25 protein-coding genes are annotated in these 26,246 nt (G+C 66.3%); 2 read left to right on the plus strand and 23 right to left on the minus strand.

Annotated features, from left to right (window positions below; genetic code table 11):
• Positions 1-72 precede the first annotated feature (72 nt).
• From AC1G9C_RS16120 to AC1G9C_RS16155, 8 genes are all read right to left on the minus strand, one after another.
• The gene (locus AC1G9C_RS16120) at positions 73-945 is read right to left on the minus strand and encodes a peptidoglycan DD-metalloendopeptidase family protein (RefSeq protein ID WP_480408172.1); all 873 of its coding nucleotides are present in this window, start codon (positions 943-945) and stop codon (positions 73-75) included.
• Between the two features lie 47 nt (positions 946-992).
• Entirely contained in the window at positions 993-1,931 is a 939-nt protein-coding gene (locus AC1G9C_RS16125) for a polyprenyl-phosphate transporter (RefSeq protein WP_021443083.1), read from the minus strand.
• A 25-nt stretch (positions 1,932-1,956) separates the two neighbouring features.
• Positions 1,957-2,592, minus strand: coding sequence for a protein-L-isoaspartate(D-aspartate) O-methyltransferase (locus tag AC1G9C_RS16130; RefSeq protein ID WP_177342884.1), 636 nt, complete (start codon positions 2,590-2,592; stop codon positions 1,957-1,959).
• 38 nt (positions 2,593-2,630) lie between these two features.
• The gene (surE, locus tag AC1G9C_RS16135) at positions 2,631-3,380 is read right to left on the minus strand and encodes a 5'/3'-nucleotidase SurE (RefSeq protein WP_021443081.1); all 750 of its coding nucleotides are present in this window, start codon (positions 3,378-3,380) and stop codon (positions 2,631-2,633) included.
• The gene (gene truD, locus AC1G9C_RS16140; RefSeq protein WP_122109799.1) at positions 3,368-4,426 is read right to left on the minus strand and encodes a tRNA pseudouridine(13) synthase TruD; all 1,059 of its coding nucleotides are present in this window, start codon (positions 4,424-4,426) and stop codon (positions 3,368-3,370) included. The genes surE and truD overlap by 13 nt, the downstream gene beginning before the upstream one ends.
• Positions 4,423-4,896 carry a 2-C-methyl-D-erythritol 2,4-cyclodiphosphate synthase gene (gene ispF / locus AC1G9C_RS16145; RefSeq protein ID WP_122109800.1) on the minus strand — a complete coding sequence of 158 codons (474 nt, stop codon included), beginning with the start codon at positions 4,894-4,896 and terminating at the stop codon, positions 4,423-4,425. The genes truD and ispF overlap by 4 nt, the downstream gene beginning before the upstream one ends.
• A 74-nt stretch (positions 4,897-4,970) precedes the next feature.
• Entirely contained in the window at positions 4,971-5,813 is an 843-nt protein-coding gene (gene fghA / locus AC1G9C_RS16150) for an S-formylglutathione hydrolase (RefSeq protein ID WP_480408173.1), read from the minus strand.
• A gap of 82 nt (positions 5,814-5,895) precedes the next feature.
• Positions 5,896-7,008 (minus strand): S-(hydroxymethyl)glutathione dehydrogenase/class III alcohol dehydrogenase, encoded by a 1,113-nt coding sequence (locus AC1G9C_RS16155; protein WP_457787577.1) that lies wholly within the window; start codon positions 7,006-7,008, stop codon positions 5,896-5,898.
• 206 nt (positions 7,009-7,214) lie between these two features.
• Here AC1G9C_RS16155 and AC1G9C_RS16160 point away from each other — a divergent pair, with 206 nt between their 5' ends.
• Positions 7,215-8,159 carry a LysR substrate-binding domain-containing protein gene (locus AC1G9C_RS16160; protein WP_480408174.1) on the plus strand — a complete coding sequence of 315 codons (945 nt, stop codon included), beginning with the start codon at positions 7,215-7,217 and terminating at the stop codon, positions 8,157-8,159.
• Positions 8,160-8,277: 118 nt separating this feature from the next.
• Entirely contained in the window at positions 8,278-8,592 is a 315-nt protein-coding gene (locus AC1G9C_RS16165; protein ID WP_480408175.1) for an HPF/RaiA family ribosome-associated protein, read from the plus strand.
• A gap of 9 nt (positions 8,593-8,601) precedes the next feature.
• On the opposite strand, the gene ispD is transcribed toward AC1G9C_RS16165, so the two are convergent.
• The 15 genes from ispD to AC1G9C_RS16240 all read right to left on the minus strand — a co-directional run bounded on the left by ispD (position 8,602) and on the right by AC1G9C_RS16240 (position 26,212).
• Entirely contained in the window at positions 8,602-9,303 is a 702-nt protein-coding gene (gene ispD, locus AC1G9C_RS16170; protein WP_480408176.1) for a 2-C-methyl-D-erythritol 4-phosphate cytidylyltransferase, read from the minus strand.
• Positions 9,300-9,578 carry a cell division protein FtsB gene (gene ftsB / locus AC1G9C_RS16175; RefSeq protein ID WP_480408177.1) on the minus strand — a complete coding sequence of 93 codons (279 nt, stop codon included), beginning with the start codon at positions 9,576-9,578 and terminating at the stop codon, positions 9,300-9,302. Before ftsB ends, ispD begins: the two co-directional genes overlap by 4 nt.
• Positions 9,579-9,872: 294 nt before the next feature.
• A complete protein-coding gene (gene eno, locus AC1G9C_RS16180) occupies positions 9,873-11,162 on the minus strand; it encodes a phosphopyruvate hydratase (protein ID WP_397497073.1) in 1,290 nt (429 codons plus the stop codon).
• Between the two features lie 150 nt (positions 11,163-11,312).
• Complete coding sequence (gene kdsA / locus AC1G9C_RS16185) at positions 11,313-12,158, minus strand: 3-deoxy-8-phosphooctulonate synthase (RefSeq protein WP_021444009.1); 846 nt, start codon at positions 12,156-12,158, stop codon at positions 11,313-11,315.
• A gap of 3 nt (positions 12,159-12,161) precedes the next feature.
• Positions 12,162-13,793: a CTP synthase gene (locus AC1G9C_RS16190; RefSeq protein WP_031303114.1), complete on the minus strand. Its 1,632-nt coding sequence runs from the start codon at positions 13,791-13,793 to the stop codon at positions 12,162-12,164.
• A 151-nt stretch (positions 13,794-13,944) separates the two neighbouring features.
• Positions 13,945-15,267, minus strand: a complete 1,323-nt coding sequence (gene tilS / locus AC1G9C_RS16195) for a tRNA lysidine(34) synthetase TilS (protein WP_480408178.1) — start codon at positions 15,265-15,267, stop codon at positions 13,945-13,947.
• Positions 15,268-15,325: 58 nt separating this feature from the next.
• The gene (locus AC1G9C_RS16200; RefSeq protein ID WP_021442937.1) at positions 15,326-16,276 is read right to left on the minus strand and encodes an acetyl-CoA carboxylase carboxyltransferase subunit alpha; all 951 of its coding nucleotides are present in this window, start codon (positions 16,274-16,276) and stop codon (positions 15,326-15,328) included.
• Between the two features lie 136 nt (positions 16,277-16,412).
• Complete coding sequence (gene dnaE / locus AC1G9C_RS16205; RefSeq protein WP_397497076.1) at positions 16,413-19,943, minus strand: DNA polymerase III subunit alpha; 3,531 nt, start codon at positions 19,941-19,943, stop codon at positions 16,413-16,415.
• 70 nt (positions 19,944-20,013) lie between these two features.
• Positions 20,014-21,471, minus strand: coding sequence for an alanine/glycine:cation symporter family protein (locus tag AC1G9C_RS16210; protein WP_457787583.1), 1,458 nt, complete (start codon positions 21,469-21,471; stop codon positions 20,014-20,016).
• A 190-nt stretch (positions 21,472-21,661) separates the two neighbouring features.
• Positions 21,662-22,258: a ribonuclease HII gene (gene rnhB / locus AC1G9C_RS16215; protein WP_397497078.1), complete on the minus strand. Its 597-nt coding sequence runs from the start codon at positions 22,256-22,258 to the stop codon at positions 21,662-21,664.
• On the minus strand, positions 22,258-23,388 hold the full coding sequence (gene lpxB / locus AC1G9C_RS16220) for a lipid-A-disaccharide synthase (protein ID WP_480408179.1): 1,131 nt from the start codon (positions 23,386-23,388) through the stop codon (positions 22,258-22,260). Before lpxB ends, rnhB begins: the two co-directional genes overlap by 1 nt.
• Positions 23,388-24,164: an acyl-ACP--UDP-N-acetylglucosamine O-acyltransferase gene (gene lpxA / locus AC1G9C_RS16225; RefSeq protein ID WP_021444643.1), complete on the minus strand. Its 777-nt coding sequence runs from the start codon at positions 24,162-24,164 to the stop codon at positions 23,388-23,390. The genes lpxB and lpxA overlap by 1 nt, the downstream gene beginning before the upstream one ends.
• Positions 24,161-24,601 carry a 3-hydroxyacyl-ACP dehydratase FabZ gene (fabZ, locus tag AC1G9C_RS16230; protein WP_021444642.1) on the minus strand — a complete coding sequence of 147 codons (441 nt, stop codon included), beginning with the start codon at positions 24,599-24,601 and terminating at the stop codon, positions 24,161-24,163. The genes lpxA and fabZ overlap by 4 nt, the downstream gene beginning before the upstream one ends.
• 46 nt (positions 24,602-24,647) lie before the next feature.
• Complete coding sequence (gene lpxD, locus AC1G9C_RS16235; RefSeq protein WP_021444641.1) at positions 24,648-25,706, minus strand: UDP-3-O-(3-hydroxymyristoyl)glucosamine N-acyltransferase; 1,059 nt, start codon at positions 25,704-25,706, stop codon at positions 24,648-24,650.
• A 2-nt stretch (positions 25,707-25,708) separates the two neighbouring features.
• The gene (locus tag AC1G9C_RS16240; RefSeq protein ID WP_021444640.1) at positions 25,709-26,212 is read right to left on the minus strand and encodes an OmpH/Skp family outer membrane protein; all 504 of its coding nucleotides are present in this window, start codon (positions 26,210-26,212) and stop codon (positions 25,709-25,711) included.
• Between the last annotated feature and the right edge of the window lie 34 nt (positions 26,213-26,246).

Consider the following 26,246-nt stretch of genomic DNA (forward strand, 5'->3'; position numbering starts at 1 on the left):
GACTCTGGCGGAACCATCCTGGCCACACCCGAGCCCGTCCCTCCTACGTGATGGGACGAGCCGGCTGGCGGATCAACGACGTGGCAGATATTGCAGCGGATCTACAGGTTTACCTTGGCGGCGAATCTCGAAATGCAGCTTCACCCGGTCGGCCCCTGTGGACCCCATCTCGGCAATGTTTTGCCCGGCCTTGACCTGCTGCCCCTCCCGTACCAACAACCTGCGGTTATGACCGTAAGCACTTACGTAGGTATCGCTGTGCTTGATGATGATCAACTCGCCGTAGCCCCGCAAACCACTCCCGGCGTACACCACTGAACCATCAGACGCAGCTAAAACAGGCTGTCCTAATTCCCCGGCGATATCAATGCCTTTATTCAAACTGCCGTTTGAGGAGAAACGCCCGATCACCGTACCCTGCGCAGGCCAGGCCCAACCGCTGGCGGAACGGGTCACCGGGGTAACCGGCGTGGTGGCCGGAGCGGCTTTGACCGGTACCGGCTTGCTCGCCTGCGGAACCGGCGCCGTGGCCAGCGGCGGGCGGCTCGGCGCCGGCTGGCTGACCACCGGCGCGGTCGCCCACGGCACCGTCGCGGCCACCGGCTGGGCCGGCGTGGTGCGATTGTCGAAACGGATGACCTGGCCGACGCGAATCAGATAGGGATCGCGCAGGCCATTATGGGCAGCCAGCGCCTTCCAGTCCCAGCCGAAGCGAAAGGCGATGGAATAGAGCGTGTCGCCACGCTGCACCACGTAGTGGCCGCTGCGTACCGGCTGGCGCTGCACCAGCGGGGCGTTGCCCTGATGCTGCCCGCGCTCGACCACCTGCACGCCGCCCGGCGGCGGACTGGCGCAACCGGCCAGGGCACTGGCGGCGAGCAAAGCGAAAGGCAGACGAAGGCCGGCGGCTCTACGAATTAGCGCGTGAACGGCGGTGCGACTCACCATTTGCTCCCTGAACGATCCCGAATACGGCGGCTATTGTGCCGGATTTATTTGGCGCAACCAGTATCTCTTGGCTGACGCCCGGCCAACCACTCCAGCCCCAGCACCAGGACGATGCCGGCCAGCGCCAGCACCAGGGCCAGCAACAGCTGCGGGTCCTGGCCGCTGAGTTCGGCGAAATGCCCCGGCAGCAGGTTGTTCTGCAGCAGCGGTATCTGCTCGCCCTTGCTGTCGACGCGCCAGCTCAGGGTTTCCTTCCACGGCCAGACCTTGTTCAGCGAACCGAGCATCAACCCGGTGAGAAAGGCCAGGCTGAGGTCGCGCCAGCGTGCCAACAACCAGCTGAGCAAGCGGGCGAAGCTGAGGATACCGACCAGGCAGCCGCCGGCGAACACCGCCAGCACGCCGATTTCCAGGTCCTTCACCGCCCCCAGCACCACCGGATACAGGCCCAGCAGCAGCAGGATGAAGCTGCCGGAGATACCCGGCAGGATCATCGCGCAGATGGCGATGGCGCCGGCGCAGAACAGGCTCAGCGGGTCGCTGCCCCACTGTACCGGCGCGGCCACGGTGATCCAGTAGGCGAAAGCCAGACCGAGCAGGAAACTCAGCGCCCGGCTCCAGTTCCAGCGATGAATGTCGCGACCGACCATATAGGCCGAGACCAGGATCAGGCCGAAGAAGAACGACCAGACCGGGATCGGCTGATGCTCCAGCAGGTAGGTGATCAACCGCGCGAAGCTCAGCACGCTGGTGAGGATGCCGCCGAGCAGCACCAGCAGAAAGGTCGCGTTGGCCATCCGCCAGGCGTCCTTGATCCGTCCGCGCAGCAGCAGCAAGGCGGCCTCGGGGACGCTGGCGATGGAGCGCAGCAGTTCGTCGTAGATGCCGCTGATAAAGGCGATGGTGCCGCCAGAGACACCTGGCACCACGTCGGCAGCGCCCATGGCCATGCCCTTGGCGTAGAGCAGAAAATGTTTCTTCATGGATCCTTCCAGGATGGTGCAGCGGTCAGGCCAGCGGCCCGTTGAGTAGCGGCACGAAGCGCACCGCGTCCAGCACGTGGCGGGAGAAGCCGTTCTCTTCGCGCACGATCAGCAGCAACTGCTGCACGTCGCCGGCGCCCACCGGAATCACCAGACGCCCGCCGGGCGCCAGTTGATCGAGCAGCGCCTGCGGCACTTCGGCGGCGGCGGCGGTGACGATGATGCCGTTGTACGGGCCCAGGGCATTCCAGCCCTCCCAGCCATCGCCCCAGCGAAAGACCACGTTGCGCAGGCTGAGTTCGGCCAGACGTTCCTTGGCGCGATCCTGCAACACCTGGATGCGTTCGACCGAGAACACCCGCTCCACCAGTTGCGCCAGCACGGCGGTCTGGTAACCGGAACCGGTGCCGATCTCCAGCACCTTGTCCAGCGGCCCGGCGGCCAGCAGCAGCTCGGTCATGCGCCCGACCATATAGGGCTGGGAGATGGTCTGGTTGTGCCCGATGGGCAGCGCGGTGTCCTCGTAGGCGCGGTGCGCCAGCGCCTCGTCGACGAACAGGTGGCGCGGCGTGCGGCGGATCACCTCGAGCACTCGCGGATTGCTCAGCCCCTCGTCGTAGAGGCGCTGAATCAGGCGCTCGCGGGTACGCTGGGAAGTCATGCCGATCCCGCGGCGGTGCATATCGTCCTGTCCGCGCATCAGCAGATGCCCTCCAGCCAGCCGTGCATGCTGTCGAAGGCCTCGGCGAAGGTACGGTCGAGCTGCAGCGGGGTGATCGACACGTAACCCTGCATCACCGCATGGAAATCGGTGCCCGGACCGCCGTCCTCGGCATCTCCGGCCACCGAGATCCAGTAGCCTTCCTTGCCGCGCGGGTTGACCACCTTGACCGGCGCCGCGGCGCGGGCGCGGTGACCGAGGCGGGTCAGCTGCACGCCGCGGATATGCTCCAGCGGCAGGTTGGGCACGTTGACGTTGAGCACGGTGCGCGGCGGCAGGTCGAGGCGCTCATGGGCCTCGACCAGCTTGCGGGCGAAATAGGCAGCGGTCGGCAGGTTGTCGGCCTGACGCGACAGCAGCGAGAAGGCGAACGCCGGCTTGGCCAGGAAGCGCCCTTCCAGCGCAGCGGCGACGGTGCCGGAATAGAGCACGTCGTCGCCCAGGTTGGCGCCCAGGTTGATACCCGAGACGACCATCTCCGGCACCTGCTCGAGCAGACCGTTGAGGCCCAGGTGCACGCAGTCGGTGGGCGTGCCGTTGAGGCTGATATAACCGTTGGGCAACGCCGTCGGGTGCAGCGGACGGTCGAGGGTCAGCGCACTGCTGGCGCCGCTCTTGTCCTCGGCGGGTGCGATCACCACGCACTCGGCATAGTCGGCCAGCGCCTGGTGCAACGCGACGATCCCGGGTGCGTACACCCCGTCGTCGTTGGAAATCAGAATTCGCATGGAGTATCCGTCTGCCCTGCTGGCACCAGATCGACGAGTTCGCGCACCACGACGGTGGCGAAACACCCGGCCGGCAGGACGAATGCAAGTTGCAGAATATCGGGCTCCGGATAATGCCACGTCAGGCCGCCTATGGGGAGGCGCAGAATGCGCCGTTCGTGCGCCATGCCCGCCTTTGCCAGCCACTCGAGCAGCGCCGGCTCGCCTGCGCCGACGCCCTGTTCGACGAGCTGCACCGCCTCCGCCGTGGGCAGCACGCCCTCGCCCCACAGCGGGCCGGTCGGGTGCAGGTCGAGAAGCGCCAGACGCGGGTCGGCTGTCTCCGCCTCGCCGGCCATAAAGAAACTGCGGCTGCCGGTAAAGGCCAGCAGGTCGCCGACCTGCGCCTGGTTCCAACTGCCGGCGGCGACCCGCTCGGCCAGCACGCGGTTGAACAGGTAGCTGCGCGCCGCCGACAGCAGGCGCGAACGCAGGTTGCGCTGCACCGGCAGTTCCTGGCGGGCCGCATACTGCCGGGCCTCCTCGACATTGCCGCCGGCGAAGCCGAAGCGCTGCAGGCCGAAGTAGTTGGGCACCCCCTGCGCGGCGATGCGCTGCAGGCGCTGCTCCAGCGCTTCGCGGTCGGCCTCCAGGGCGGTCAGACGCAGGGTGAAGCCGTTGGCGGCATGGGCGCCGCGCTGCAGCTTGCGGTTGTGCCGCAGGCTGCGCAGGACGGCCAGGTCATCACCCTGCGCGGTGGCCAGGTCGGGATCGGCCTTGCCCGGCAGGTGCAGGCTGAACCACTGCCGGGTCAGCGCCTGGCGATCCTTGAGCCCGGCGTAGCTGACCGCCTTGAGCGGCAGGCCGGCGGCGCGGGCGATGCGCCGGGCGGCGTCCTCGGTGTTCAGGCCGCGCTTTTCCACCCACAGCCACAGGTGTTCGCCCTGGCCGGTGAGCGGGATGTCCAGCACCTCGTCGACCTGAAAGTCCTCGGCACTGGCCTTGAGCACGGCGCGCCCGCAGGCCTGGCCATGGGCGCGCGGGCCCAGCAGCTGCGCCTCGTTCATGCCTTGACCAGCAGCGTCACGGCATGCACCGCGATGCCTTCCTCGCGACCGGTGAAGCCGAGCTTCTCGGTGGTGGTGGCCTTGACGTTGACCTGGTCCAGCGCCACGCCGAGATCCTCGGCGATGCGCTCGCGCATGCTCTGGATATGCGGCGCCATCTTCGGCGCCTGGGCGACGATGGTGGCGTCGACGTTGCCCACCGCATAACCCTTGGCCCGTACCAGCCCCATCACATGGCGCAACAGCGCGCGGCTGTCGGCGCCCTTGAAGCTCGGGTCGGTGTCGGGGAAGTGCTTGCCGATATCGCCCAGGGCCAGCGCACCGAGCAGCGCATCGGCGAGCGCATGCAGCAGCACGTCGCCGTCGGAATGGGCGATCAGCCCGAACTTGTGGGGAATGCGCACGCCGCCCAGGGTGATGAAATCGCCCTCGCCGAAGCGGTGTACGTCGTAGCCATGGCCGATACGCATAAAGAACAACGCCCTGAAAAAGTCAGGGCGTGATTCTACATGCACCGGCCGCCATAGGGGGCGCCGTGCGCACCCTAGGCCAAGGCTTCGGCGTGATGGCGCAGATGATCGTCGATAAAGCTGGCGATGAAGTAGTAGCTGTGGTCGTAACCGGGCTGCAGGCGCAGGGTCAGCGGATGGCCGGCCGCCTTGGCCGCCGCCTGCAGCGCCTGCGGCTTGAGTTGGGTTTCGAGGAAATCGTCGCGGTCGCCCTGATCGACCAGGATCGGCAGCTTCTCGCCGGCCTCGGCGATCAGCACGCTGGCGTCCCATTCGCGCCAGCGCGAGCGGTCCTCGCCCAGATAGAGGGAAAACGCCTTCTCGCCCCAGGGACAGTTCATCGGATTGCTGATCGGTGCGAAGGCCGACACCGAGCGATAGCGCCCGGGGTTCTTCAGCGCGCAGATCAAGGCGCCGTGGCCGCCCATGGAATGGCCGGCGATGCCGCGCTTGCCCGTCACCGGGAAGTTGGCCTCGACCAGCGCCGGTAGCTCCTGCACCACGTAGTCGTACATGCGGTAGTGCCGCGCCCAGGGTTCGACGGTGGCGTTGAGGTAGAAGCCGGCGCCGAGACCGAAGTCGTAGGCGCCGTCCGCATCGTCCGGCACGCCCTCGCCGCGCGGGCTGGTGTCCGGCGCGACCAGGATCAGGCCCAGCTCGGCCGCCAGCCTGTGCGCGCCAGCTTTCTGCATGAAGTTCTCGTCGGTGCAGGTCAGCCCGCTGAGCCAGTACAGCACCGGCAGGCGAGCCCCCTGCTCGGCCTGCGGCGGCAGGTAGACGGCGAACTGCATGTCGCAACCGAGCACCTCGGAACGGTGCCGGTAGCGCTTGTGCCAGCCGCCGAAGCTCTTGTTGCTGGAAACGATTTCCAAGGTCATGGACATCTCCCTCGGGTGCGCCGTGCGCACCGCTTGATCCTGGTGCGCATGGCGCACCCTACAGGCACAGGTCGCCCTGCAGTCAGAAATGAATGACGGTACGAATGCTCTTGCCTTCGTGCATCAGCTCGAACGCTTCGTTGATCTGATCCAGCGGCAGGTTGTGGGTGATAAAGGTGTCCAGCGGGATCTCGCCCTTCTGCGCCTTTTCCACGTAGCCGGGCAGCTCGGTACGGCCCTTGACCCCGCCGAAGGCGCTGCCGCGCCAGACCCGCCCGGTGACCAGCTGGAACGGCCGGGTGCTGATCTCGGCACCGGCCGGCGCCACGCCGATGATGGTCGACTCGCCCCAGCCCTTGTGGCAGCACTCCAGCGCAGCGCGCATCAGCTGCACGTTGCCGATGCACTCGAAGCTGTAGTCGACGCCACCGTCGGTCATCTCGACGATGACCTCCTGGATCGGCTTGCTGTGATCCTTCGGGTTGACGAACTCGGTCATGCCCAGTTCGCGCGCCACGGCCTCCTTGGCCGGATTGATGTCGATGCCGATGATGCGCGAAGCCTTGGCCATCTTGGCGCCGATGATGGCCGCCAGGCCGATGCCGCCCAGGCCGAAGATGGCCACGGTAGAACCCTCGGTGACCTTGGCGGTGTTGAGCACGGCGCCGATACCGGTGGTCACGCCGCAACCGAGCAGGCAGACCTTCTCCAGCGGCGCCTCCTTGGGGATCTTGGCCAGGGAGACTTCCGGCAGCACGGTGTACTCGGAGAAGGTCGAGCAGCCCATGTAGTGGTAGATCGGCTCGCCGTTGTAGGAGAAGCGGCTGGTGCCGTCGGGCATCAGGCCCTTGCCCTGGGTGGCGCGCACCGAGCTGCACAGGTTGGTCTTGTTGGATTTGCAGAATTTGCACTCGCCGCATTCGGCGGTATACAGCGGAATCACGTGATCACCGACCGCCAGCGAGGTGACGCCCTCGCCCACCGCCTCGACGATACCGCCGCCTTCGTGACCGAGGATGCAGGGGAACACGCCTTCGCTGTCCTGGCCGGACAGGGTGTAGGCATCGGTGTGGCAGACGCCGGTGGCGACGATGCGCACCAGCACCTCGCCGGCCTTGGGCGGCGCCACGTCCACCTCGACGATCTGCAGCGGCTGATTCGGGGCGAAGGCGACGGCGGCGCGGGACTTGATCATCTGGGCTCTCCTGAGCGTGTTGAGCGGTGGCCAGCAGTCTAGTCCAGCGCCATCCAGAAATAATTGGCGATCAGGCAAAACATTATTGCCATACAGGGATAATCAGGGTCTTCTTCTGCAGTTAGAGGCGGAGCCCGGATGCAATCCGGGAACTACCGCGCCAGGCATTCCCGGATTGCATCCGGGCTACACGAGAAGGAGAAAACATGAACCGCTGGGAAGGGCTGGACGAATTCGTCGCCGTGGCCGAGTGCGGCCAGTTCAGCGCCGCCGCCGAGCGGCTGGGCCTGTCCACCTCGCAGGTCAGCCGCCAGGTCGCACGCCTGGAGGAGCGCCTGCAGAGCCGGCTGTTCTACCGCAGCACCCGGCGCGTGGCGCTGACCGAAGCCGGGCAGACCTTCCTGCAGCACTGCCAGCGCCTGCAGGACGCGCGCGAGGAAGCCCTGCGCGTGGTCAGCGACCTGACCGCCGAGCCCAAGGGACTGCTGCGCATGACCTGCGCGGTGGCCTACGGCGAGCGCTTCATCGTGCCGCTGGTCAATCAGTTCATGGCCCGTCATCCGCAGCTGCGGGTGGAGATCGAACTGTCCAACAGCCAGCTCGACCTGCTCCACGAGGGCCTGGACCTGGCCATCCGCCTCGGCCGCCTGCAGGACTCGCGGCTGGTGGCCGCGCGCCTGGCGCCGCGGCGGATGTACCTGTGCGCAGCGCCCGCCTACTTGCAGCACTACGGCCGGCCGCACTCGCTGTCGGAACTGGCGCGGCACAACTGCCTGGTGGGCAGCAGCGAGTACTGGAGCTTCGTCGACGGCGGGCGGGAAAGCCAGGTGCGTGTGCAGGGCAACTGGCGCTGCAACAGCGGCCAGGCGGTACTCGATGCCGCGCTGCGCGGCTTCGGCCTGTGCCAGCTGCCGGACTATTACGTGCTCGAACACCTGGCCAGAGGCGCACTGGTGTCCCTGCTGGAACAGCACCAGCCACCGAACACCGCGGTCTGGGCGCTGTACCCGCAGCAGCGCCACCTGTCGCCCAAGGTGCGCCAGCTGGTCGATCACCTCAAACAGGGGCTGAGCGAACGCGCCGAGTATCGGGAGCAACAGAATGTCACAGCGCAGGGGGGGAACCCCACGCGACGGGCGCGGCCAGAGTAACTGACGCCCAGTCGGCAGCTGAAAAACCTAGGCGACGACTGCAGGACTGCAGAAAGCCAAAGCCGAGGAAGTTTTTCCGCAGCCTACTCGCGTTTCACTGCAACCGGAGGACAGCGCTATGCAAGTCATGGTCAACAGCGACAACCATATCCACGGTTCCGCCGCCCTGGCGAACAAGGTACGCGGCCGAGTGGAACTCAAGCTCAAGCGCTTCGAGGATCACCTGACCCGGGTCGAGCTGCACTTCAACGACGAGAACAGCCACAAGGGCGGCGGGCTGGACAAGCGCTGCCAGGCCGAAGCGCGGCTCAAGGGCCGCGACCCGGTATCGGTGAGCCATAACGGCGACAGCCTGGAGCAGGCGCTGGAGGGCGCCATCGACAAACTCGGCACGGTGCTGGAGCGCAATATCGAGAAACAGCGCCTGAGCTGAGACGCGGCGCTACTGGTTGCGCTCGGCCCAGGCTTGCCGCAACCACTGCAGATCCTCGGGGCGGGTGATCTTCAGGTTGTCCGCCCGCCCCTCCACCAGGCGTGGCGCCTGCCCGGCCCATTCCAGCGCCGAGGCCTCGTCGGTGATCGAAGCGCCCGCCGCCAGCGCATCGGCCAGGGCGCCACGCAGCGCCGCCAGGCGGAACATCTGCGGCGTATAGGCCTGCCAGATCAGACTGCGGTCCAGGGTTTCCAGCACCCGGCCATCGGCGCCGACGCGCTTGAGGGTATCGCGTGCCGGCACCGCCAGCAGGCCGCCGAGCGGATCCTCGGCCAGGGTGTTCAGCAGGCGGTCGAGGTCGGCGCGGGCCAGATTGGGCCGCGCCGCATCGTGCACCAGCACCCAGTCGTCCGCCCCGGCGCCGCCGGCCAGCAGCAGATCGAGACCGGCCAGCACCGAGTCGGCGCGCTCACGCCCGCCCGCGGCGCGGCGCACCCGTGGATCGCCGGCCAGGGCCAGCTGCGCCCAGTAGGGATCGTCCGCGGCCAGACAGACCACGGCGCCGCGCAGGCCGGGGTGGTCGAGGAAGCAGTGCAGGCTATGTTCAAGAATGCAGCGCCCTGCCACCTCCAGGTACTGCTTGGGGCGGTCGGCGGCCATCCGCGCGCCGACGCCGGCGGCCGGGATCACCAGCCAGAAATTCGTGGTCATTCGGTCAGCAGATAGAGGGTCTCGCCCTCTTTGAGCATGCCCAGTTCCTGCCGCGCGCGCTCCTCCACGGTCTCCATACCGCGCTTGAGCTCCATCACCTCGGCCTCGAGGATGCGGTTGCGCTCCAGCAGGCGTTCGTTCTCGCCCTGCTGCTCGGCGATCTGCTGCTGCAGGCGGCTGACCTGGGCCAGGCTGCCCTCGCCGATCCACAGGCGATACTGCAGGCCGGCCAGCAACAGGGTCAGCACGATGAACAGCCAATACGGACTACGCATGGAGCGGCTCGCAGATTGAGTCATCGGCATGGTAGGGGCTGCGTTCATGCTTGAAAAGAAGCCGACTGATGAGTGACATGGGATTTCGGTACCTGCATCCGTGCATTGGTTCCAAGGGTTCGACGAAGCGTCCACGAAAAAGGGCGACTCGCGTCGCCCATCTTCAAACGAAAACGATCTTGCGAGCTAGAGACCTACAAGGCAAAAACAGGCGAGGAAGCGCAGTTTACTGAAGTAAATGAGCATTCCGAGCCTGTTTTTAACGCAGTAGGGCCGACGCGCAGCAGATCGTTGTTAGCCGCGGAACTCGGCACGGCCCTTATAGGGAGCCTTGCCGCCCAGCTGCTCTTCGATGCGCAGCAGCTGGTTGTACTTGGACACGCGGTCGGAGCGGCACAGCGAACCGGTCTTGATCTGACCAGCGGCAGTACCCACGGCCAGATCGGCGATGGTGCTGTCTTCGGTTTCGCCGCTGCGGTGCGAGATCACCGCGGTGAAGCCGGCGGCCTTGGCCATCTGGATGGCTTCCAGGGTCTCGGTCAGCGAGCCGATCTGGTTGAACTTGATCAGGATCGAGTTGCCGATCTTCTCATCGATGCCGCGCTTGAGGATCTTGGTGTTGGTGACGAACAGATCGTCGCCGACCAGCTGCACCTTGGCGCCGATCTTGTCGGTCAGCACTTTCCAGCTGGCCCAGTCGGACTCGTCCATGCCGTCTTCGATGGAGATGATCGGGTAGCGCTGGGTCAGGCCGGCCAGGTAATCGGCGAAACCTTCACCGCTGAATACCTTGCCTTCGCCGGCCAGGTCGTACTGTCCGTCCTTGTAGAACTCGCTGGAGGCGCAGTCCAGGGCCAGGGTGACGTCCTCGCCCAGCTTGTAGCCGGCATTGGCCACGGCTTCGGCGATGGCGGCCAGGGCGTCTTCGTTGGAGGCCAGGTTCGGCGCGAAACCACCCTCGTCGCCCACGGCGGTGTTCAGGCCACGGGCCTTCAGCACGGCCTTGAGGTGGTGGAAGATCTCGGCGCCCATGCGCAGGGCCTCGGCAAAATTCTTGGCGCCGACCGGCTGGACCATGAACTCCTGGATGTCGACGTTGTTATCGGCGTGCTCGCCGCCGTTGATGATGTTCATCATCGGCACCGGCATGGAGTAGACGCCCGGGGTGCCGTTGAGGTCGGCGATGTGCGCGTACAGTGGCACGCCCTTGGCCTGGGCCGCGGCCTTGGCGGCAGCCAGGGACACGGCGAGGATGGCGTTGGCGCCCAGCTTGGCCTTGTTCTCGGTACCGTCGAGCTCGATCATCGCGCGGTCCAGGGCCTGTTGATCGGTCGCGTCCTTGCCCAGCAGCAGGTCGCGGATCGGGCCGTTGATATTGGCGACGGCCTTGAGCACGCCCTTGCCCAGGTAACGGCTCTTGTCGCCGTCACGCAGCTCCAGCGCTTCGCGCGAGCCGGTGGAGGCACCGGACGGCGCGCAGGCGCTACCTTTGATGCCGCCTTCCAGAATTACATCGGCTTCCACGGTGGGGTTGCCGCGGGAGTCGAGAACCTCACGACCCTTGATGTCGACGATCTTTGCCATTGTTGTTTGCACTCCAAGGTTTGACGATAAGACTGCAGCAGCGGGCTGCGCGGGGCCGCCGTCGCCCCGTGGGGCGGGTCGGCGACACAGTCTGACTCACGGGTCAGGGGGATCTTTTCTGGGGCGGCACTTTACCGGATTGCGTGCGGTTCAGGCAGTCTCGATCGGCGGAAAACTCTTGATCAGGTCGTCGAGCTGCTTGAGCTGGGTGAGGAAAGGCTCCAGCTTGTTCAAGCGCAAGGCGCAGGGGCCGTCGCACTTGGCGTTTTCCGGATCGGGATGGGCCTCGAGGAACAGACCGGCCAGCCCCTGGCTCATGCCGGCCTTGGCCAGGTCGGTGACCTGGGCGCGGCGGCCGCCGGCCGAATCGGCGCGGCCGCCCGGCATCTGCAGGGCATGGGTCACGTCGAAGAACACCGGGTACTCGAACTGCTTCATGATGCCGAAGCCGAGCATGTCCACCACCAGGTTGTTGTAACCGAAGCTGGAGCCGCGCTCGCAGAGGATCAGCTGATCGTTGCCGGCCTCCTCGCACTTGCGCAGGATGTGCTTCATCTCCTGCGGGGCGAGGAACTGCGCCTTCTTGATGTTGATCACCGCGCCGGTCTTGGCCATGGCCACCACCAGGTCGGTCTGCCGCGAGAGGAAGGCCGGCAGCTGGATGATGTCGCACACCGCGGCCACCGCGGCCGCCTGATGCGGCTCGTGGACGTCGGTGATCACCGGCACGCCGAAGGTCTTCTTCACTTCCTCGAAGATCTTCATGCCCTCTTCCAGGCCCGGGCCGCGGAAGGAGGTGATGGAGGAACGGTTGGCCTTGTCGAAGCTGGCCTTGAACACGTAGGGGATGCCGAGTTTCTCGGTCACCCGCACGTATTCCTCACAGGCCTGCATGGCCAGGTCGCGCGACTCGAGCACGTTGATGCCGCCGAACAGCACGAAGGGCTTGTCGTTGGCGATCTCGATATTGCCGACCTTGATGATCTTCTGCGCCATGCCTTAGGCCTTCTTCGCTTGCTGCGCCAGCGCGGCGTTGACGAAGCCGCTGAACAGCGGATGACCGTCACGCGGCGTGGAGGTGAATTCCGGGTGGAACTGGCAGGCGACGAACCAGGGATGATCCGGCGCCTCGACCACTTCGACCAGCGCGCCGTCGCCGGAACGACCGGTGACCTTCAGGCCAGCCTCGGTCAGCTGCGGCAGCAGGTTGTTGTTCACCTCGTAACGGTGACGGTGACGCTCGACTATCACGTCCTTGCCGTAGCAGTCGTGCACCAGCGAACCGGCCTGCAGCTGGCAGTCCTGCGCGCCGAGGCGCATGGTGCCGCCCAGGTCGGAGCTCTCGCTGCGGGTTTCCACGCCGCCAGCGGCGTCCTGCCACTCGGTGATCAGGCCGACCACCGGGTGCTGGCTGGCCAGGTCGAACTCGGTGGAGTTGGCGTCGCTCCAGCCCACCACGTTGCGCGCGTACTCGATGACCGCGACCTGCATGCCGAGGCAGATGCCCAGGTAGGGAATCTTGTTCTCGCGAGCGTACTGCACGGTCTTGATCTTGCCTTCCACGCCGCGCAGGCCGAAGCCGCCCGGTACCAAGATGGCATCGACGCCCTCGAGCAGCGCGGTGCCCTGGTTCTCGATGTCTTCGGAGTCGATATAGCGCAGGTTGACCTTGGTACGGTTCTGGATGCCGGCGTGGCTCATCGCTTCGATCAGCGACTTGTAGGCATCGAGCAGCTCCATGTACTTGCCGACCATGGCGATGGTGACTTCCTTTTCCGGGTTGAGCTTGGCATCGACCACGCGATCCCACTCGGACAGGTCGGCGCCGCCGCACTCCAGGCCGAAACGCTCGACGACGAAGTCGTCCAGACCCTGGGCATGCAGCACGCCCGGAATCTTGTAGATGGTGTCGACGTCTTCCAGGCTGATCACCGCACGCTCTTCGACGTTGGTGAACAGGGCGATCTTGCGCCGCGAGGAGACGTCGATCGGGTGGTCGGAGCGGCACACCAGCACGTCCGGCTGCAGGCCGATGGAGCGCAGCTCCTTGACCGAGTGCTGGGTCGGCTTGGTCTTGGTCTCGCCGGCGGTGGCGATGTAGGGCACCAGGGTCAGGTGCATCAGCATGGCGCGCTTGGCGCCCACTTCCACGCGCAGCTGGCGAATGGCTTCGAGGAAGGGTTGCGACTCGATGTCGCCGACGGTGCCGCCGATTTCCACCAGGGCCACGTCGGCATCGCCGGCGCCCTTGATGATGCGCCGCTTGATCTCGTCGGTGATGTGCGGAATGACCTGGATGGTCGCACCCAGGTAGTCACCACGGCGCTCCTTGCGCAGCACGTCTTCGTACACGCGGCCGGTGGTGAAGTTGTTGCTCTTGGTCATCGTCGTGCGGATGAACCGCTCGTAGTGACCCAGGTCGAGGTCGGTCTCGGCGCCGTCGTGGGTGACGAACACCTCACCGTGCTGGAACGGGCTCATGGTGCCCGGATCGACGTTGATGTAAGGGTCCAGCTTGAGCATGGTGACCTTCAGGCCCCGCGCCTCCAGGATGGCCGCCAGTGAAGCCGAGGCGATGCCTTTCCCCAATGAAGAAACAACACCACCCGTGACGAAGATGTAGCGCGTCATGAAAAACCCTAGAAGTCTGCGTTTAAGCGGTCAGTGCCGCCGGGGAAAGCGAAGGAGCGCCATCAGTAGCAACAATGGCAAGCCCGCCAAGCTCCCTGAGGGAGTCGGCAAAAGCTGTAGTAAGACGGGAGCGTAGTCTACCGGAAAGGCCTTACCAGCTCAAACCTTGATCACCGATCGGCGGCGACCAGTGCAAGCGCAGATCGCCCCGCCCCGGACGCGGCGCCGGCGCCAGATTGGCCACCGCCACCAACTCGTCGCCATCGAACAGCAAGGGCAGCCGCGGACGCACGAACGCCGGCACGCGCAGCTCGTTGAGCAGGCGCTTGAGGTCGCGCCGGCCGCGCCCCGGCAGCTGCAGCGACTCGCCGCCGCGGCGATAGCGCAGGTGCCAACGCCCCGCCGGCAGCTCGCCGACAACTCGCACAGCGCCGTTGCCGGGCAGTTCGATGGCCCCTTGCGCCGCACCGCAAGGCAGATCGACAGCCGTGAGTGGCTGCAACCAGTCGCCGCTGAGCCACCACAGCCGCCCATCTGCCCTATGCAACTCGCCATCGGCCAGTTTCCAGATCGGCGTCGCATCCACGCCGGCGTCACGCAGGTCATACCAGCCGGCCCAGTGATCGCTGTCCGGCAGCCGGGTCAGCGGCGCCAGCCAATGACGCAGCAGATTGCGCTGACGCGCCTCGTTCAGCCCGGCCACCGCCTGCAAGTCCAGCGACGGCAGCGCCAGCCAGGAAAACGGCGCCCGGCCCCGCGCGGCGAGCAGATCCAGCTCGGCCAACTCGCCCAGCAGCTGCTGCGCCTCACCCAGGTGGGCGGCGCTGCGCGCCAGGCTGGCGGCCGCCTGCGGCCAACGCTCGGCGAGCAACGGCAGCACGCGGCGGCGCAGGAAATTGCGACTGAAGCGCTCATCGGCATTGCTCGGGTCTTCCACCCAGCTCAGCCCATGGGCCTCGGCATAGGCCAGCAACTCGGTACGCGGAACGTCCAGCAGCGGCCGAACCAGAGTGCCGCGGCCCAGCGGTCGAGCTACAGGCATGGCCGCCAGACCGCGCACGCCGGCGCCGCGCAACAGGCGAAACAGCACGGTCTCGGCCTGATCGTCGCGATGCTGGGCACCGAGCAGCACCTCGCCCTCGCCCAGACGCGAGGCGAAGGCGGCGTAGCGCGCCTGGCGCGCCGCCTGCTCCAGGCTGGCGCCCGGCTCGACCCGCACCGCAACGATTTCCAGGGGAATATCCAGCTGCGCGCAGCTGCGCGCGCAATGCTCGGGCCAGGCCTCGGCCGCCGGCTGCAGGCCGTGGTGGACATGGATGGCGGCTAGCGGCGGCAGCGCCTCGCGCCGGGCGAGACCGGCCAGCAGGTGCAGCAGCACGCTGGAGTCGAGGCCGCCGGAGAAGGCGATACGCCAGGCCGGTGCCGTTCGCCAGGGCTGCAACGCGGCGCGCAGACGGATATCGAGAGCAGTCATCGGCCAAGCTTAAACAACAACGGCCCCGAAGGCCCGTTGAGATGCGCGCTGAACGAGCTCAGGCGATGCCGTAGCTCATCAGGCGATCGTAACGACGCTTGAGCAGGGCGTCGGTGTCGTACTTCTGCAGGCTGGCCAACTGCTTGGTCAGCTCCTGACGGATCGACTCGGAGGCCGCTGCCGGATCACGATGAGCGCCGCCCAGCGGCTCGGCGATCACCTGATCGACGATGCCCAGATCCTTCAGGCGCTCGGCAGTGATGCCCATGGCCTCGGCGGCATCCGGCGCCTTCTCGGCGGTACGCCAGAGAATCGAGGCGCAGCCTTCCGGCGAGATCACCGAGTAGGTGGAGTACTGCAGCATGTTCAGCTGGTCGCAGACGCCGATGGCCAGCGCGCCGCCGGAGCCGCCCTCGCCGATCACGGTGGCGATGATCGGGGTCTTCAGCCGCGCCATCACCCGCAGGTTCCAGGCGATGGCCTCGCTCTGGCCGCGCTCCTCGGCATCGATGCCCGGGTAGGCGCCGGGGGTGTCGATAAAGGTGAGGATCGGCATCTTGAAGCGCTCGGCCATTTCCATCAGGCGGCAGGCCTTGCGGTAGCCCTCCGGACGCGGCATGCCGAAGTTGCGGCGTACCTTCTCGCGCACTTCGCGGCCCTTCTGGTGACCGATGACCATCACCGGCTGCTCGCCGAGGCGGGCCACGCCGCCAACGATGGCGGCGTCGTCGGAGAAGTGACGGTCGCCGTGCAGCTCGTCGAACTCGGTGAAGATGTGCTGGATGTAGTCCAGGGTGTAGGGGCGGCGCGGATGGCGCGCCAGCTGAGCGATCTGCCAGCTGGAGAGGTTGCCGAAGATGCTTTCGGTCAGCGCGCTGCTCTTGTCCTGCAGGCGGGCAATCTCGTCGCCGATGTTCAGCGCGTTGTCGTTACCGACCAGGCGTAGCTCTTCGATCTTGGCTTGCAGGTCGGCGATCGGCTGTTCGAAATCGAGAAAATTCGGGTTCATAGTCATCCGTCTTGCGTCGACGGCCAAGTGGCCGGGGAGCTGTATCCATTAGGCGCCCTACCTTAAGGGATAGGGCGCAGCGGGTCGACACCCGCAGGTGCCAATGCCAACACAAAGGGAAATTTCCCCTCTCGCGTCAGCGGTAGTGCAAAAAGACGTTGTCGCGCCCGAACTGGTCACGCAATGCCTGAATCAATGTGTCGGCCGGGTCGATGCGCCAGGCGTCGCCAAACTGAAGCAAGGCGCGTGCCTCCTCGCCGCTGTAGTCCAGGGTCACCGGGCAGGCGCCCTTGTGCTTGCCGCACAGCTCGGCCAGCCAGCGCAGGCGATCGCCTTTCAGCGCCTCGCCGGCGACCTTCAGGCGCAGGCTGTCGGCCAGGCCGGTGCGCGCCTCCTCCAGGCTCATCACGCGCTTGGCGCGCAGGCGCAGGCCGCCGGAGAAGTCGTCGTTGCTCACCTCGCCCTCGACCACCACCAGCGCATCGTTCTGCAGCAGCGCCTGGTTGCTGGCGAAGGCATCGGCGAACAGGGACGCCTCGATCCGCCCGGAGCGGTCGTCGAGGGTGATAAAGCCCATCTTGTCGCCCTTCTTGTTCTTCATTACCCGCAGGTTGACGATCATCCCGGCGATGGTCTGGGTATCGCGCGCCGGCTTGAGCTCGACGATGCGCTGGCGGGCGAAGCGGCGGATCTCGCCTTCGTATTCGTCGATGGGGTGGCCGGACAGGTAGATGCCCAGGGTGTCCTTTTCGCCTTTCAGACGCTCCTTGATCGGCAGCTCGCGGGCCTTGCGGTGGTTGGCGTAGACGTCCGCCTCGGGTTCGGCGAACAGGCCGCCAAACAGGTCCATATGACCGCTCTCGGCGCTGCGCGCGGTCTGCTCGGCGGACTGCACGGCCTCTTCCATGGATGCCAGCAACACCGCGCGGTTCTTGTCCACGCTGGCCTGGTAGGCCTTGAGCTCGTCCTGGTAGTAGGGCCCCAGGCGATCCAGCGCGCCGCTGCGGATCAGCGCTTCGAGGGTGCGCTTGTTGATGCGCTTGAGGTCGACGCGGTTGCAGAAGTCGAACAGGTCCTTGAATGGCCCACCCTCGGCGCGGCATTCGACGATGGCCTCCACCGGCCCCTCGCCCACGCCCTTGACCGCGCCGAGGCCGTAGACGATACGGCCGTCGTCGTTGACGGTGAACTTGAACTCGGAGACGTTGACGTCCGGCGGATCGATGCGCAACTTCATGTTGCGGCACTCTTCCACCAGGATCACCACCTTGTCGGTGTTGTGCATATCCGCCGACAGCACCGCGGCCATGAACGGCGCCGGGTAATGCGCCTTGAGCCAGGCAGTCTGGTACGACACCAGGCCGTAGGCGGCGGAGTGCGACTTGTTGAAGCCGTAACCGGCGAATTTTTCCACCAGGTCGAAGATGTTGCCGGCCAGGTCAGCATCGATGCCGTTGTTGGCGCAGCCCTCGATGAAGCCGCCGCGCTGCTTGGCCATCTCCTCGGGCTTCTTCTTGCCCATGGCGCGGCGCAGCATATCCGCACCACCCAGCGTATACCCCGCCATCACCTGGGCGATCTGCATCACCTGCTCCTGGTACAGGATGACGCCGTAGGTGGGCTTGAGCACCGGCTCCAGACCGGCGTACTGGTAATCCGGGTGCGGGTAGGACAGCTCGGCGCGGCCGTGCTTACGGTTGATGAAGTCGTCCACCATGCCGGACTGCAGCGGGCCGGGGCGGAACAGCGCCACCAGGGCGATCATGTCTTCCAGGCAGTCGGGCTTGAGCTTCTTGATCAGCTCCTTCATGCCGCGCGATTCGAGCTGGAAGACCGCTGTGGTCTCCGCCTTCTGCAGCATGTCGTAGGTCTTCTTGTCATCCAGCGGGATGAAGTCGATATTGACCAGCTCCTCGTCCGCGGCGCCATCGCGCTTCTGGATGCGGTGGATGGTTTCCATCGCCCACTTGATGATGGTCAGGGTACGCAGGCCGAGGAAGTCGAACTTGACCAGGCCGGCCTGCTCGACGTCGTCCTTGTCGAACTGGGTCACCAGGCCGCCGCCCTCCTCGTCGCAGGCGATCGGCGAGAAGTCGGTGAGCTTGGTCGGTGCGATCACTACGCCGCCGGCGTGCTTGCCGGTGCCGCGCACCACGCCTTCGAGCTTGAGCGACATGTCCCAGATTTCCCGGGCGTCTTCGTCGTTCTTGAGGAAGTCGCGCAGCGGCTCCTCCATCTCGTAGGCCTTCTCCAGGGTCATGCCCACTTCGAAGGGAATCATCTTCGACAGGCGATCGGCCAGGCCGTAGGACTTGCCCTGGGCGCGCGCCACGTCGCGCACCACCGCCTTGGCCGCCATCGAGCCGAAGGTGATGATCTGGCTCACCGCGTTGCGCCCGTACTTGTCGGCCACGTAGTCGATCACCCGGTCGCGGCCGTCCATGCAGAAGTCGACGTCGAAGTCGGGCATGGATACCCGCTCGGGGTTGAGGAAGCGCTCGAACAGCAGGTCGTAGGCCAAGGGATCGAGGTCGGTGATCTTCAGCACGTAGGCCACCAGCGAACCAGCACCCGAACCCCGGCCCGGGCCGACCGGCACGCCGTTGCTCTTGGCCCACTGGATGAAGTCCATCACGATCAGGAAGTAACCGGGGAAGCCCATCTGGATGATGATATCCAGCTCGAAATTGAGGCGGTCGATATAGACCTGCTTCTTCGCCTGGTAATCCGGCGTGTCCTTGGGCAGCAGCACCTCCAGGCGCTCTTCCAGGCCCTCGAAGGAGGCATGCCGCAGGTAGTCGTCGATGCCCATGCCATTGGGCGTGGGGAAGTCGGGGAGAAAGTACTTGCCCAGCTGCACCTCGATGTTGCAGCGCTTGGCGATCTCCACGCTGTTCTCCAGCGCCTCGGGCAGGTCGGAGAACAGCTCGCACATCTCCGCCGGCGTTTTCAGGTACTGCTGGTCGGAATAGTTGCGCGGCCGGCGCGGGTCATCCAGGGAACGGCCCTCGCCGATGCACACGCGGGTCTCGTGGGCCTCGAAGTCGTCCTGCTTGATAAAGCGCACGTCGTTGGTCGCCACCAGCGGCGCCTCGACGCGGTCGGCCAGGGCCACCGCGGCGTGCAGGTACTCCTCGTCGCCGACCCGGCTGGTGCGCTGCACCTCCAGATAGAAACGCTCGGGGAACACCGCCATCCACTCGCGCAGGCGCGCTTCGGCAGCGGCCTCGTCGCCGGCCAGCAGGGCCTGGCCGACCTCGCCCTCGCGCGCACCGGACAGGGCGATCAACCCCTCGGCGGCCTCCTTGACCCAGTCGCGCTGGATGATCACCAGGTCGTTGCTCTGCCCTTCGGCCCAGCCGCGCGAGACCAGCTCGGTGAGGTTGCGATAGCCCTTGGCGTTCATCGCCAGCAGGGTCAGGCGCGACAGCGGGCCGTCCTCGTCGGCGCTGGCCAACCAGATGTCGGCGCCGCAGATCGGCTTGATGCCGGCGCCCATGGCGGTCTTGTAGAACTTCACCAGTGCGCACATGTTGCTCATGTCGGTGACCGCCACCGCCGGCATGCCGGCCCCGGCCACCGCCTTGATCAGCGGTTTGACCCGCACCAGGCCGTCGACCAGGGAGTATTCGGTGTGCAGACGCAGGTGGACGAAATTGGGGCTCATGGCGGTCCTGTGCTGAAGACGAAAACAACAAGGCCCGGATTGTACCGGGCCTTGGCTTTTAGGGCAGCGTCTAAGCGCTGCGTTTGTCCCAGATGCCCGGCTCCAGCCTGGCCTGGATATCCGGATGGCGGCTGGCGTCGAAGGTCGGCAGCTGGCCGCGCTTGCGCTGCTCGTTGTAGTCGCGCGCCAGACGGATGGCCAGGCCGGAGAGCAGGAGGATGGCGATCAGGTTGGTGATCGCCATCAGACCCATGGAGACGTCGGCGAGGTTCCAGACGAACGGCAGCGAGGCCAGCGCGCCGAACATCACCATGGCCAGTACCAGCAGGCGGAACAGCAGCAGACCGCTGGCGTGGTTGTGCTCGAGGAACACCAGGCAACTCTCGGCGTAGCTGTAGTTGGCGACGATGGAGGTGAAGGCGAAGAACAGGATGATCAGCGCCAGGAAATACTGGCCCCAGCCGCCGACCTGGCTGGTCAGCGCGTTCTGCACCAGGCCGATGCCCTCGCCCGCCTGCGGCCCGGCCAGCAGGATGATCGCCGCCGAGGCGGTGCAGATCAGGATGGTGTCGATGAACACCCCGGCCATCTGCACGTAACCCTGCGACGCCGGATGCGGCGGATAGGGGGTGGCGGCTGCGGCGACGTTGGGCGCCGAGCCCATGCCCGCCTCGTTGGAGAACAGGCCGCGCTTGACGCCGTTCATGATCGCCGCGCCGATGCCGCCGGCGGCGGCCTCGTGCAGGCCGAAGGCGCTCTTGACGATCAGGACCAAGATGCCCGGCAGCTGATCCAGGTTGAGCAGGATCAGCACCAGCGCCAGCAGCAGGTAGGCCGCCGCCATGAACGGCACCGCCAGTTCGGAGAACCGCGCGATCGAGCGCAGGCCGCCGAAGATGATCAGGCCGGTGAGCAGCACCAGCAGCGCGCCGATGGCCAGCGCGGCGACCTGCACCGGGCTGCCGGCGATGCTCAGCGTGCCCCAGTCCAGGCCGAAGGCGCCGATCAGCGCGCCGCTGATGGTATTGGCCTGCACCGAATTGAAGACGAAACCGAAGGCGATGATCAGAAAGATCGAGAACAGCACGCCCATCCAGCGTGCGCCCAGGCCGCGCTCCATGTAGTAGGCCGGGCCGCCGCGGAACTGGCCCCTGGCGTCGCGGGTCTTGAACAGCTGGGCCAGGGTCGCCTCGACGAACGCGGTGGCCATGCCGACCAGGGCGATCATCCACATCCAGAAGATCGCCCCCGGCCCGCCCAGGGTGATGGCCACTGCCACGCCCGCCACGTTGCCGGTACCGACCCGCGCCGCCAGCGAGGTGCACAGCGCCTGGAACGAGGAAATCCCGGCGGCGTCGCTCTGCCGGCTGCCGCGCAGCACGCTGAAGATATGGCCGAAATGGCGGAACTGAATCAGCCCCAGGCGCGCGGTGAAATACAGGCCGCAGCCCACCAGCAGCCAGATCAGCACCTTGCCCCAGATGAGGCCGTTGAGTAGGTCGACGACCTGATTGGCCATGTCGTGCATCATCACTCCCCTGCCGCCGCCGGCGGCTTCTACGTTGGCCCGGGATCGCCGGGGCGGATAGCGGGTCGAGGCCCGCCGGGATACTGCGCAGAGTCTAGCCTGCGCAAAGGGGCGGCACTTTGGGGGATCGCGGTTTTCATGGCTTGCACTGAGGCGACCAATGCAGTCGGTCAGGCGACAAGGCGCGACCTCAGCGCTCCAGCAGCTCGCGTACAGGGGCGAAGGAGCGCCGATGGATCGGCGTCGGTCCGAGGCGGCGCAGCGCTTCGAGGTGGGTGGGCGTCGGATAGCCCTTGTGCCCGGCGATGCCGTAGCCGGGATAGAGCAGATCCAGTTCGGCCATCTCGCGGTCGCGGCTGACCTTGGCCAGAATGGACGCGGCGGCGATGGCCGGCACCTTGGCGTCGCCGCCGACCACCGGCGCGCTGGGCACCGCCAGCTTGGGGCAGCGGTTGCCGTCGATCAGCGCCAGCTTCGGCGTCACGCCGAGCCCGGCGACCGCGCGCTGCATGGCCAGCATGGTGGCGTGGAGGATATTCAGGCGGTCGATCTCCTCCACCTCGGCGCGGGCAATGCACCAGGCCAGGGCCTTCTCGCGAATCTCGTCGAACAACTTGTCGCGGCGCGCCTCGGACAGCTTCTTGGAGTCGTTAAGGCCTTGGATCGGCCGCGCCGGATCGAGGATCACCGCGGCGGTGACCACCGCGCCGCACAGCGGACCGCGGCCGACCTCGTCGACCCCGGCCACCAGGTCCTCGACCAGAGCGAAGTCCAATCCCAGCTGCATCAGCGACCGACCAGCTTGAGCACGGCCTCGGCCGCCTGCGCCGAGGCGTCGCGGCGCAGGGCGCGGTGGATCACGTCGAAACCCTCGGTCTGCACCTCGCCGCCGTCGATCAGCGGCGCCAGCGATTGCGCCAGGGCATCGGCGCTGGCCGCGTCCTGGATCAGCTCCGGCACCAGCAGGCGCTCGGCCAGCAGGTTGGGCAAGGAAATGTACGGACTCTTCACCAGACGCTTGAGAATGCGGTAGGTCAGCGGCGCCACGCGATAGGCCACCACCATCGGCCGCTTGTACAGCAGCGCTTCCAGGGTCGCGGTGCCGGAGGCGATCAGCACCGCGTCGCAGGCGGCCAGGGCCTCGTGCGAGCGGCCGTCGAGCAGGGTCAGCGGCAGGTCGCGGCTGGCCAGCATCTGCTCCAGTTGCGCACGGCGTTCCGGCGTGGCGCAGGGCAGCAGGAAGCGGATGCCGGGACGCAGCGCGCGCAGGCGAATCGCCGCATCGAGGAACAGCTCGCCGAGGCGCGCGACTTCCCCGCCGCGGCTGCCCGGCATCAACGCCACCACTGGCTCATCCTGCGGCAGGTCCAGCGCCTCGCGCGCCGCGGCACGGTCGGCCTGCGGCGGGATGGCGTCGGCCAGCGGGTGACCGACGAAGCGCACCGGCACCTGATGGGCGTCGTAGAACTGCGCCTCGAAGGGGAACAGCGTCAGCATCAGGTCGCAGGCGTCGCGAATCTTCAGCACGCGTTTCTGTCGCCAGGCCCAGACCGAGGGGCTGACGTAGTGCACGGTCTTGATCCCGGCGCGGCGCAGCTTGAGCTCCAGGCCCAGGTTGAAATCCGGCGCATCGATGCCGACGAACACATCCGGCTTGGCGGCGATCAGCTCGCGCGCCAGCTGACGACGGCGGCCGAGCAGCTCGAACAGGCGGCCGAGCACCTCGACCAGACCCATCACCGCCAGGCGTTCCATGGGGAAGGAGGATTGCAGCCCCTCGGCCTCCATGCGCGCGCCGCCGACACCGATGAACTCGGCATCCGGGTGCCTGGCCTTGAGCGCCTGCATCAGCCCGGCGCCGAGGATGTCGCCGGACGCCTCGCCGGCAACCAGCGCAATACGCAACGGCCTGCTCATCAGCGGGTGATGCCGCGGGTGGACGCCTGGATGGAGTCGCGAAATACCGCGACTTCCGGGAACTGCGCAGACAGCTCGGCCAACTCGACCAGTGCCTGCTCGACGGTCATACCCTGGCGATAGACCAGTTTGTAGGCCTTGCGCAGGGCGGCGATGGCATCACTGGAGAAGCCGCGGCGGCGCATGCCCTCGAAGTTCATGCTGCGCGCCTCGGCCGGGTTGCCGAACACGGTGACGTAGGCCGGCACGTCCTTGCCGATGGCGGTGCCCATGCCGGAGAAGCTGTGCGCGCCAATGCGGCAGAACTGATGCACCAGGGTGTAACCGGAGAGGATCGCCCAGTCGTCGACCCAGACATGCCCGGCCAGCGCGGTGTTGTTGACCAGGATGCAGTGGTTGCCGATCACGCTGTCGTGGCCGATATGGGCGTAAGCCATGATCAGGTTGTGATCGCCCAGGGTGGTCTCGCCGCGATCCTGCACGGTGCCGCGGTGAATGGTGACGCCCTCGCGGATCACGTTGTGGTCGCCGATCACCAGGCGGGTCGGTTCGCCCTTGTACTTCAGATCGGGGGTGTCCTCGCCTACCGAGGAAAACTGGTAGATGCGATTGTGCTTGCCGATCACGGTCGGCCCCTTGAGGATCACATGGGGGCCGATCACCGAACCCTCGCCGATTTCCACATCGGGTCCAATGATCGACCAGGGGCCGACCTGAACGCCATCCGCCAGCTTCGCCGACGGATCGATAATGGCGCGAGGGTCAATCAAACTCATAGTTTGCGTTCCGCACAGATGATTTCGGCCGAGCAGACTTCCTTGCCATCGACGCTGGCGCGGCACTCGAACTTCCAGATGCTGCGGCGGTCGCTCAGGTACTTGGCTTCCAGCACCAGCTGGTCGCCCGGCAGCACCGGCGAGCGGAAACGCAGTTTGTCCGAGCCGACGAAATAGTAGAGGGTGCCATCGGCCGGCTTCACGCCCATCATCTTGAAGCCGAGGATACCGGCGGCCTGGGCCATCGCCTCGATGATCAGCACGCCCGGCATGATCGGGTGTTCGGGGAAGTGACCGTTGAAGAACGGCTCGTTGATGCTGACATTCTTATAGGCGCGAATGCACTTGCCCTCGACGTCCAGGTCCACCACACGATCCACCAGAAGGAAGGGATAGCGGTGCGGCAAGTATTCACGAATTTCGTTGATGTCCATCATGTCCGGATAAGCCTGTAAGAAAAAAGAGGAGCGCGGCCTGGCCGGCTCAGGCATCAGATGAGGCGTTCGCGCTCGGGGTCACGGCAGCCAGCTGTTTTTCCAGCTCGCGCAGGCGCTTGGCCATGTCGTCCAGCTGACGAATGCGCGCAGCGCTCTTCTTCCATTCCGCTGCCGGCTGCATCGCGGTGCCTGAAGAATAGGCGCCCGGCTCGGTAATGGAACGGGTGACCATGGTCATGCCGGTGACGAACACGTTGTCGCACACCTCGATATGGCCAACCATGCCGACGCCGCCGGCGATCATGCAGTTGCGGCCGATCTTGGTGCTGCCGGAAATCCCCACGCAGCCGGCCATGGCGGTGTTGTCGCCGATCTGCACGTTGTGCGCGATCATGATCTGGTTATCCAGCTTGACCCCGTTGCCGATCAGGGTGTCGGACAGCGCGCCGCGGTCGACCGTGGTGTTGGCGCCGATCTCGACGTCGTCGCCGATGCTCACCCCGCCGATCTGCGCGATCTTCTGCCACACGCCCTTCTCGTTGGCGAAACCGAAGCCCTCGCCACCGATCACCGCGCCGGACTGGATCACCACGCGCTTGCCGATGCGCACGTCGTGGTACAGGGTCACCCGCGGCGCCAGCCAGCCGCCCTCGCCGATCACCGAACGGGCGCCAACGACGCAGTGCGCGCCGATGCTGACACCGGCGCCAATCTGCGCGCCGGCCTCGATCACCGCATAGGCGCCGACGCTGGCAGTCGGATCGACCTGAGCATCCGCCGCCACCACGGCAGTCGCATGTACGCCGGCCACGGCCTGCGGCTTGCGGTCGAACAGGTGCGAGAGCTGGGCATAGGCCAGATAGGGGTTGGCGACGATCAGCGCATCGCCGGCGTAGCCCTCGGCATCGGCGGCGGTGAGCAGCAGCGCGCCGGCGCGGGTCTGCGCCAGGTACTTGCGGTACTGGGCATTGGCCAGGAAGCTCAACTGCTCGGGCCCGGCCTCCTGCAAGGTGGCCAGGCCCGCGATGAGCTTGCCTTCGGCGCCGCGCAGGGTGGCGCCCAGGCGCTCGGCCAGCTGGCCGAGAGTAAAGACTACTGCCGTCATGATCAGCGCAGCTGGTTCATGCGCTCGATGACCTGGCGGGTGATGTCGAACTGGGGTTTGACATCGATCACCGCGCCACGCTCGAGCACCAGGTCGAAGTTACCCTTCTTGATCACCTCTTCCACCGCCTTGTCCAGGTTCGGCTTGAGCTTGGCCAGCATCTCGCGGTCGGCGATGGCCTTGGCTTCGTTCAGCTCCTTGGACTGGAACTGGAAGTCGCGGGCCTTCTGCTTGAATTCGAGCTCGAGACGCTCGCGCTCGGCCTGCTGCATCTTCTCGCCTTCCTTGACCATGCGGTCCTGGATGCGCTTGGCGTCGCTTTCCAGGGTCTTGAGCTTGTTCAGCTGCGGACCGAACTTCTTCTCGGCATCGACCGCGTAGCGCTTGGCCGCGTCGGACTCGAGCAGGGCCATCTGATAGTTCAGCACGGCCACCTTCATCTCGGCGAACGCCGGAGTGGCGATCAGGGCGGCGGTGAACAGAACCAGTTGAGTCAACTTACGCACAATGCACTCCTGCAACAAAACTGTTGGCTTTCGG

The sequence above is a fragment of the Pseudomonas sp. ABa2 genome (assembly GCF_056676075.1).

What these genes read in the sequence shown, in the direction of transcription:
- AC1G9C_RS16125 (WP_021443083.1), bottom strand. Translation starts at nt 1,931, where the DNA reads ATGAAGAAACATTTTCTGCTCTACGCCAAGGGCATGGCCATGGGCGCT.
- AC1G9C_RS16130 (WP_177342884.1), bottom strand. Translation starts at nt 2,592, where the DNA reads ATGACTTCCCAGCGTACCCGCGAGCGCCTGATTCAGCGCCTCTACGAC.
- surE (WP_021443081.1), bottom strand. Translation starts at nt 3,380, where the DNA reads ATGCGAATTCTGATTTCCAACGACGACGGGGTGTACGCACCCGGGATC.
- truD (WP_122109799.1), bottom strand. Translation starts at nt 4,426, where the DNA reads ATGAACGAGGCGCAGCTGCTGGGCCCGCGCGCCCATGGCCAGGCCTGC.
- ispF (WP_122109800.1), bottom strand. Translation starts at nt 4,896, where the DNA reads ATGCGTATCGGCCATGGCTACGACGTACACCGCTTCGGCGAGGGCGAT.
- fghA (WP_480408173.1), bottom strand. Translation starts at nt 5,813, where the DNA reads ATGACCTTGGAAATCGTTTCCAGCAACAAGAGCTTCGGCGGCTGGCAC.
- AC1G9C_RS16155 (WP_457787577.1), bottom strand. Translation starts at nt 7,008, where the DNA reads ATGATCAAGTCCCGCGCCGCCGTCGCCTTCGCCCCGAATCAGCCGCTG.
- AC1G9C_RS16160 (WP_480408174.1), top strand. Translation starts at nt 7,215, where the DNA reads ATGAACCGCTGGGAAGGGCTGGACGAATTCGTCGCCGTGGCCGAGTGC.
- AC1G9C_RS16165 (WP_480408175.1), top strand. Translation starts at nt 8,278, where the DNA reads ATGCAAGTCATGGTCAACAGCGACAACCATATCCACGGTTCCGCCGCC.
- ispD (WP_480408176.1), bottom strand. Translation starts at nt 9,303, where the DNA reads ATGACCACGAATTTCTGGCTGGTGATCCCGGCCGCCGGCGTCGGCGCG.
- ftsB (WP_480408177.1), bottom strand. Translation starts at nt 9,578, where the DNA reads ATGCGTAGTCCGTATTGGCTGTTCATCGTGCTGACCCTGTTGCTGGCC.
- eno (WP_397497073.1), bottom strand. Translation starts at nt 11,162, where the DNA reads ATGGCAAAGATCGTCGACATCAAGGGTCGTGAGGTTCTCGACTCCCGC.
- kdsA (WP_021444009.1), bottom strand. Translation starts at nt 12,158, where the DNA reads ATGGCGCAGAAGATCATCAAGGTCGGCAATATCGAGATCGCCAACGAC.
- AC1G9C_RS16190 (WP_031303114.1), bottom strand. Translation starts at nt 13,793, where the DNA reads ATGACGCGCTACATCTTCGTCACGGGTGGTGTTGTTTCTTCATTGGGG.
- tilS (WP_480408178.1), bottom strand. Translation starts at nt 15,267, where the DNA reads ATGACTGCTCTCGATATCCGTCTGCGCGCCGCGTTGCAGCCCTGGCGA.
- AC1G9C_RS16200 (WP_021442937.1), bottom strand. Translation starts at nt 16,276, where the DNA reads ATGAACCCGAATTTTCTCGATTTCGAACAGCCGATCGCCGACCTGCAA.
- dnaE (WP_397497076.1), bottom strand. Translation starts at nt 19,943, where the DNA reads ATGAGCCCCAATTTCGTCCACCTGCGTCTGCACACCGAATACTCCCTG.
- AC1G9C_RS16210 (WP_457787583.1), bottom strand. Translation starts at nt 21,471, where the DNA reads ATGCACGACATGGCCAATCAGGTCGTCGACCTACTCAACGGCCTCATC.
- rnhB (WP_397497078.1), bottom strand. Translation starts at nt 22,258, where the DNA reads ATGCAGCTGGGATTGGACTTCGCTCTGGTCGAGGACCTGGTGGCCGGG.
- lpxB (WP_480408179.1), bottom strand. Translation starts at nt 23,388, where the DNA reads ATGAGCAGGCCGTTGCGTATTGCGCTGGTTGCCGGCGAGGCGTCCGGC.
- lpxA (WP_021444643.1), bottom strand. Translation starts at nt 24,164, where the DNA reads ATGAGTTTGATTGACCCTCGCGCCATTATCGATCCGTCGGCGAAGCTG.
- fabZ (WP_021444642.1), bottom strand. Translation starts at nt 24,601, where the DNA reads ATGATGGACATCAACGAAATTCGTGAATACTTGCCGCACCGCTATCCC.
- lpxD (WP_021444641.1), bottom strand. Translation starts at nt 25,706, where the DNA reads ATGACGGCAGTAGTCTTTACTCTCGGCCAGCTGGCCGAGCGCCTGGGC.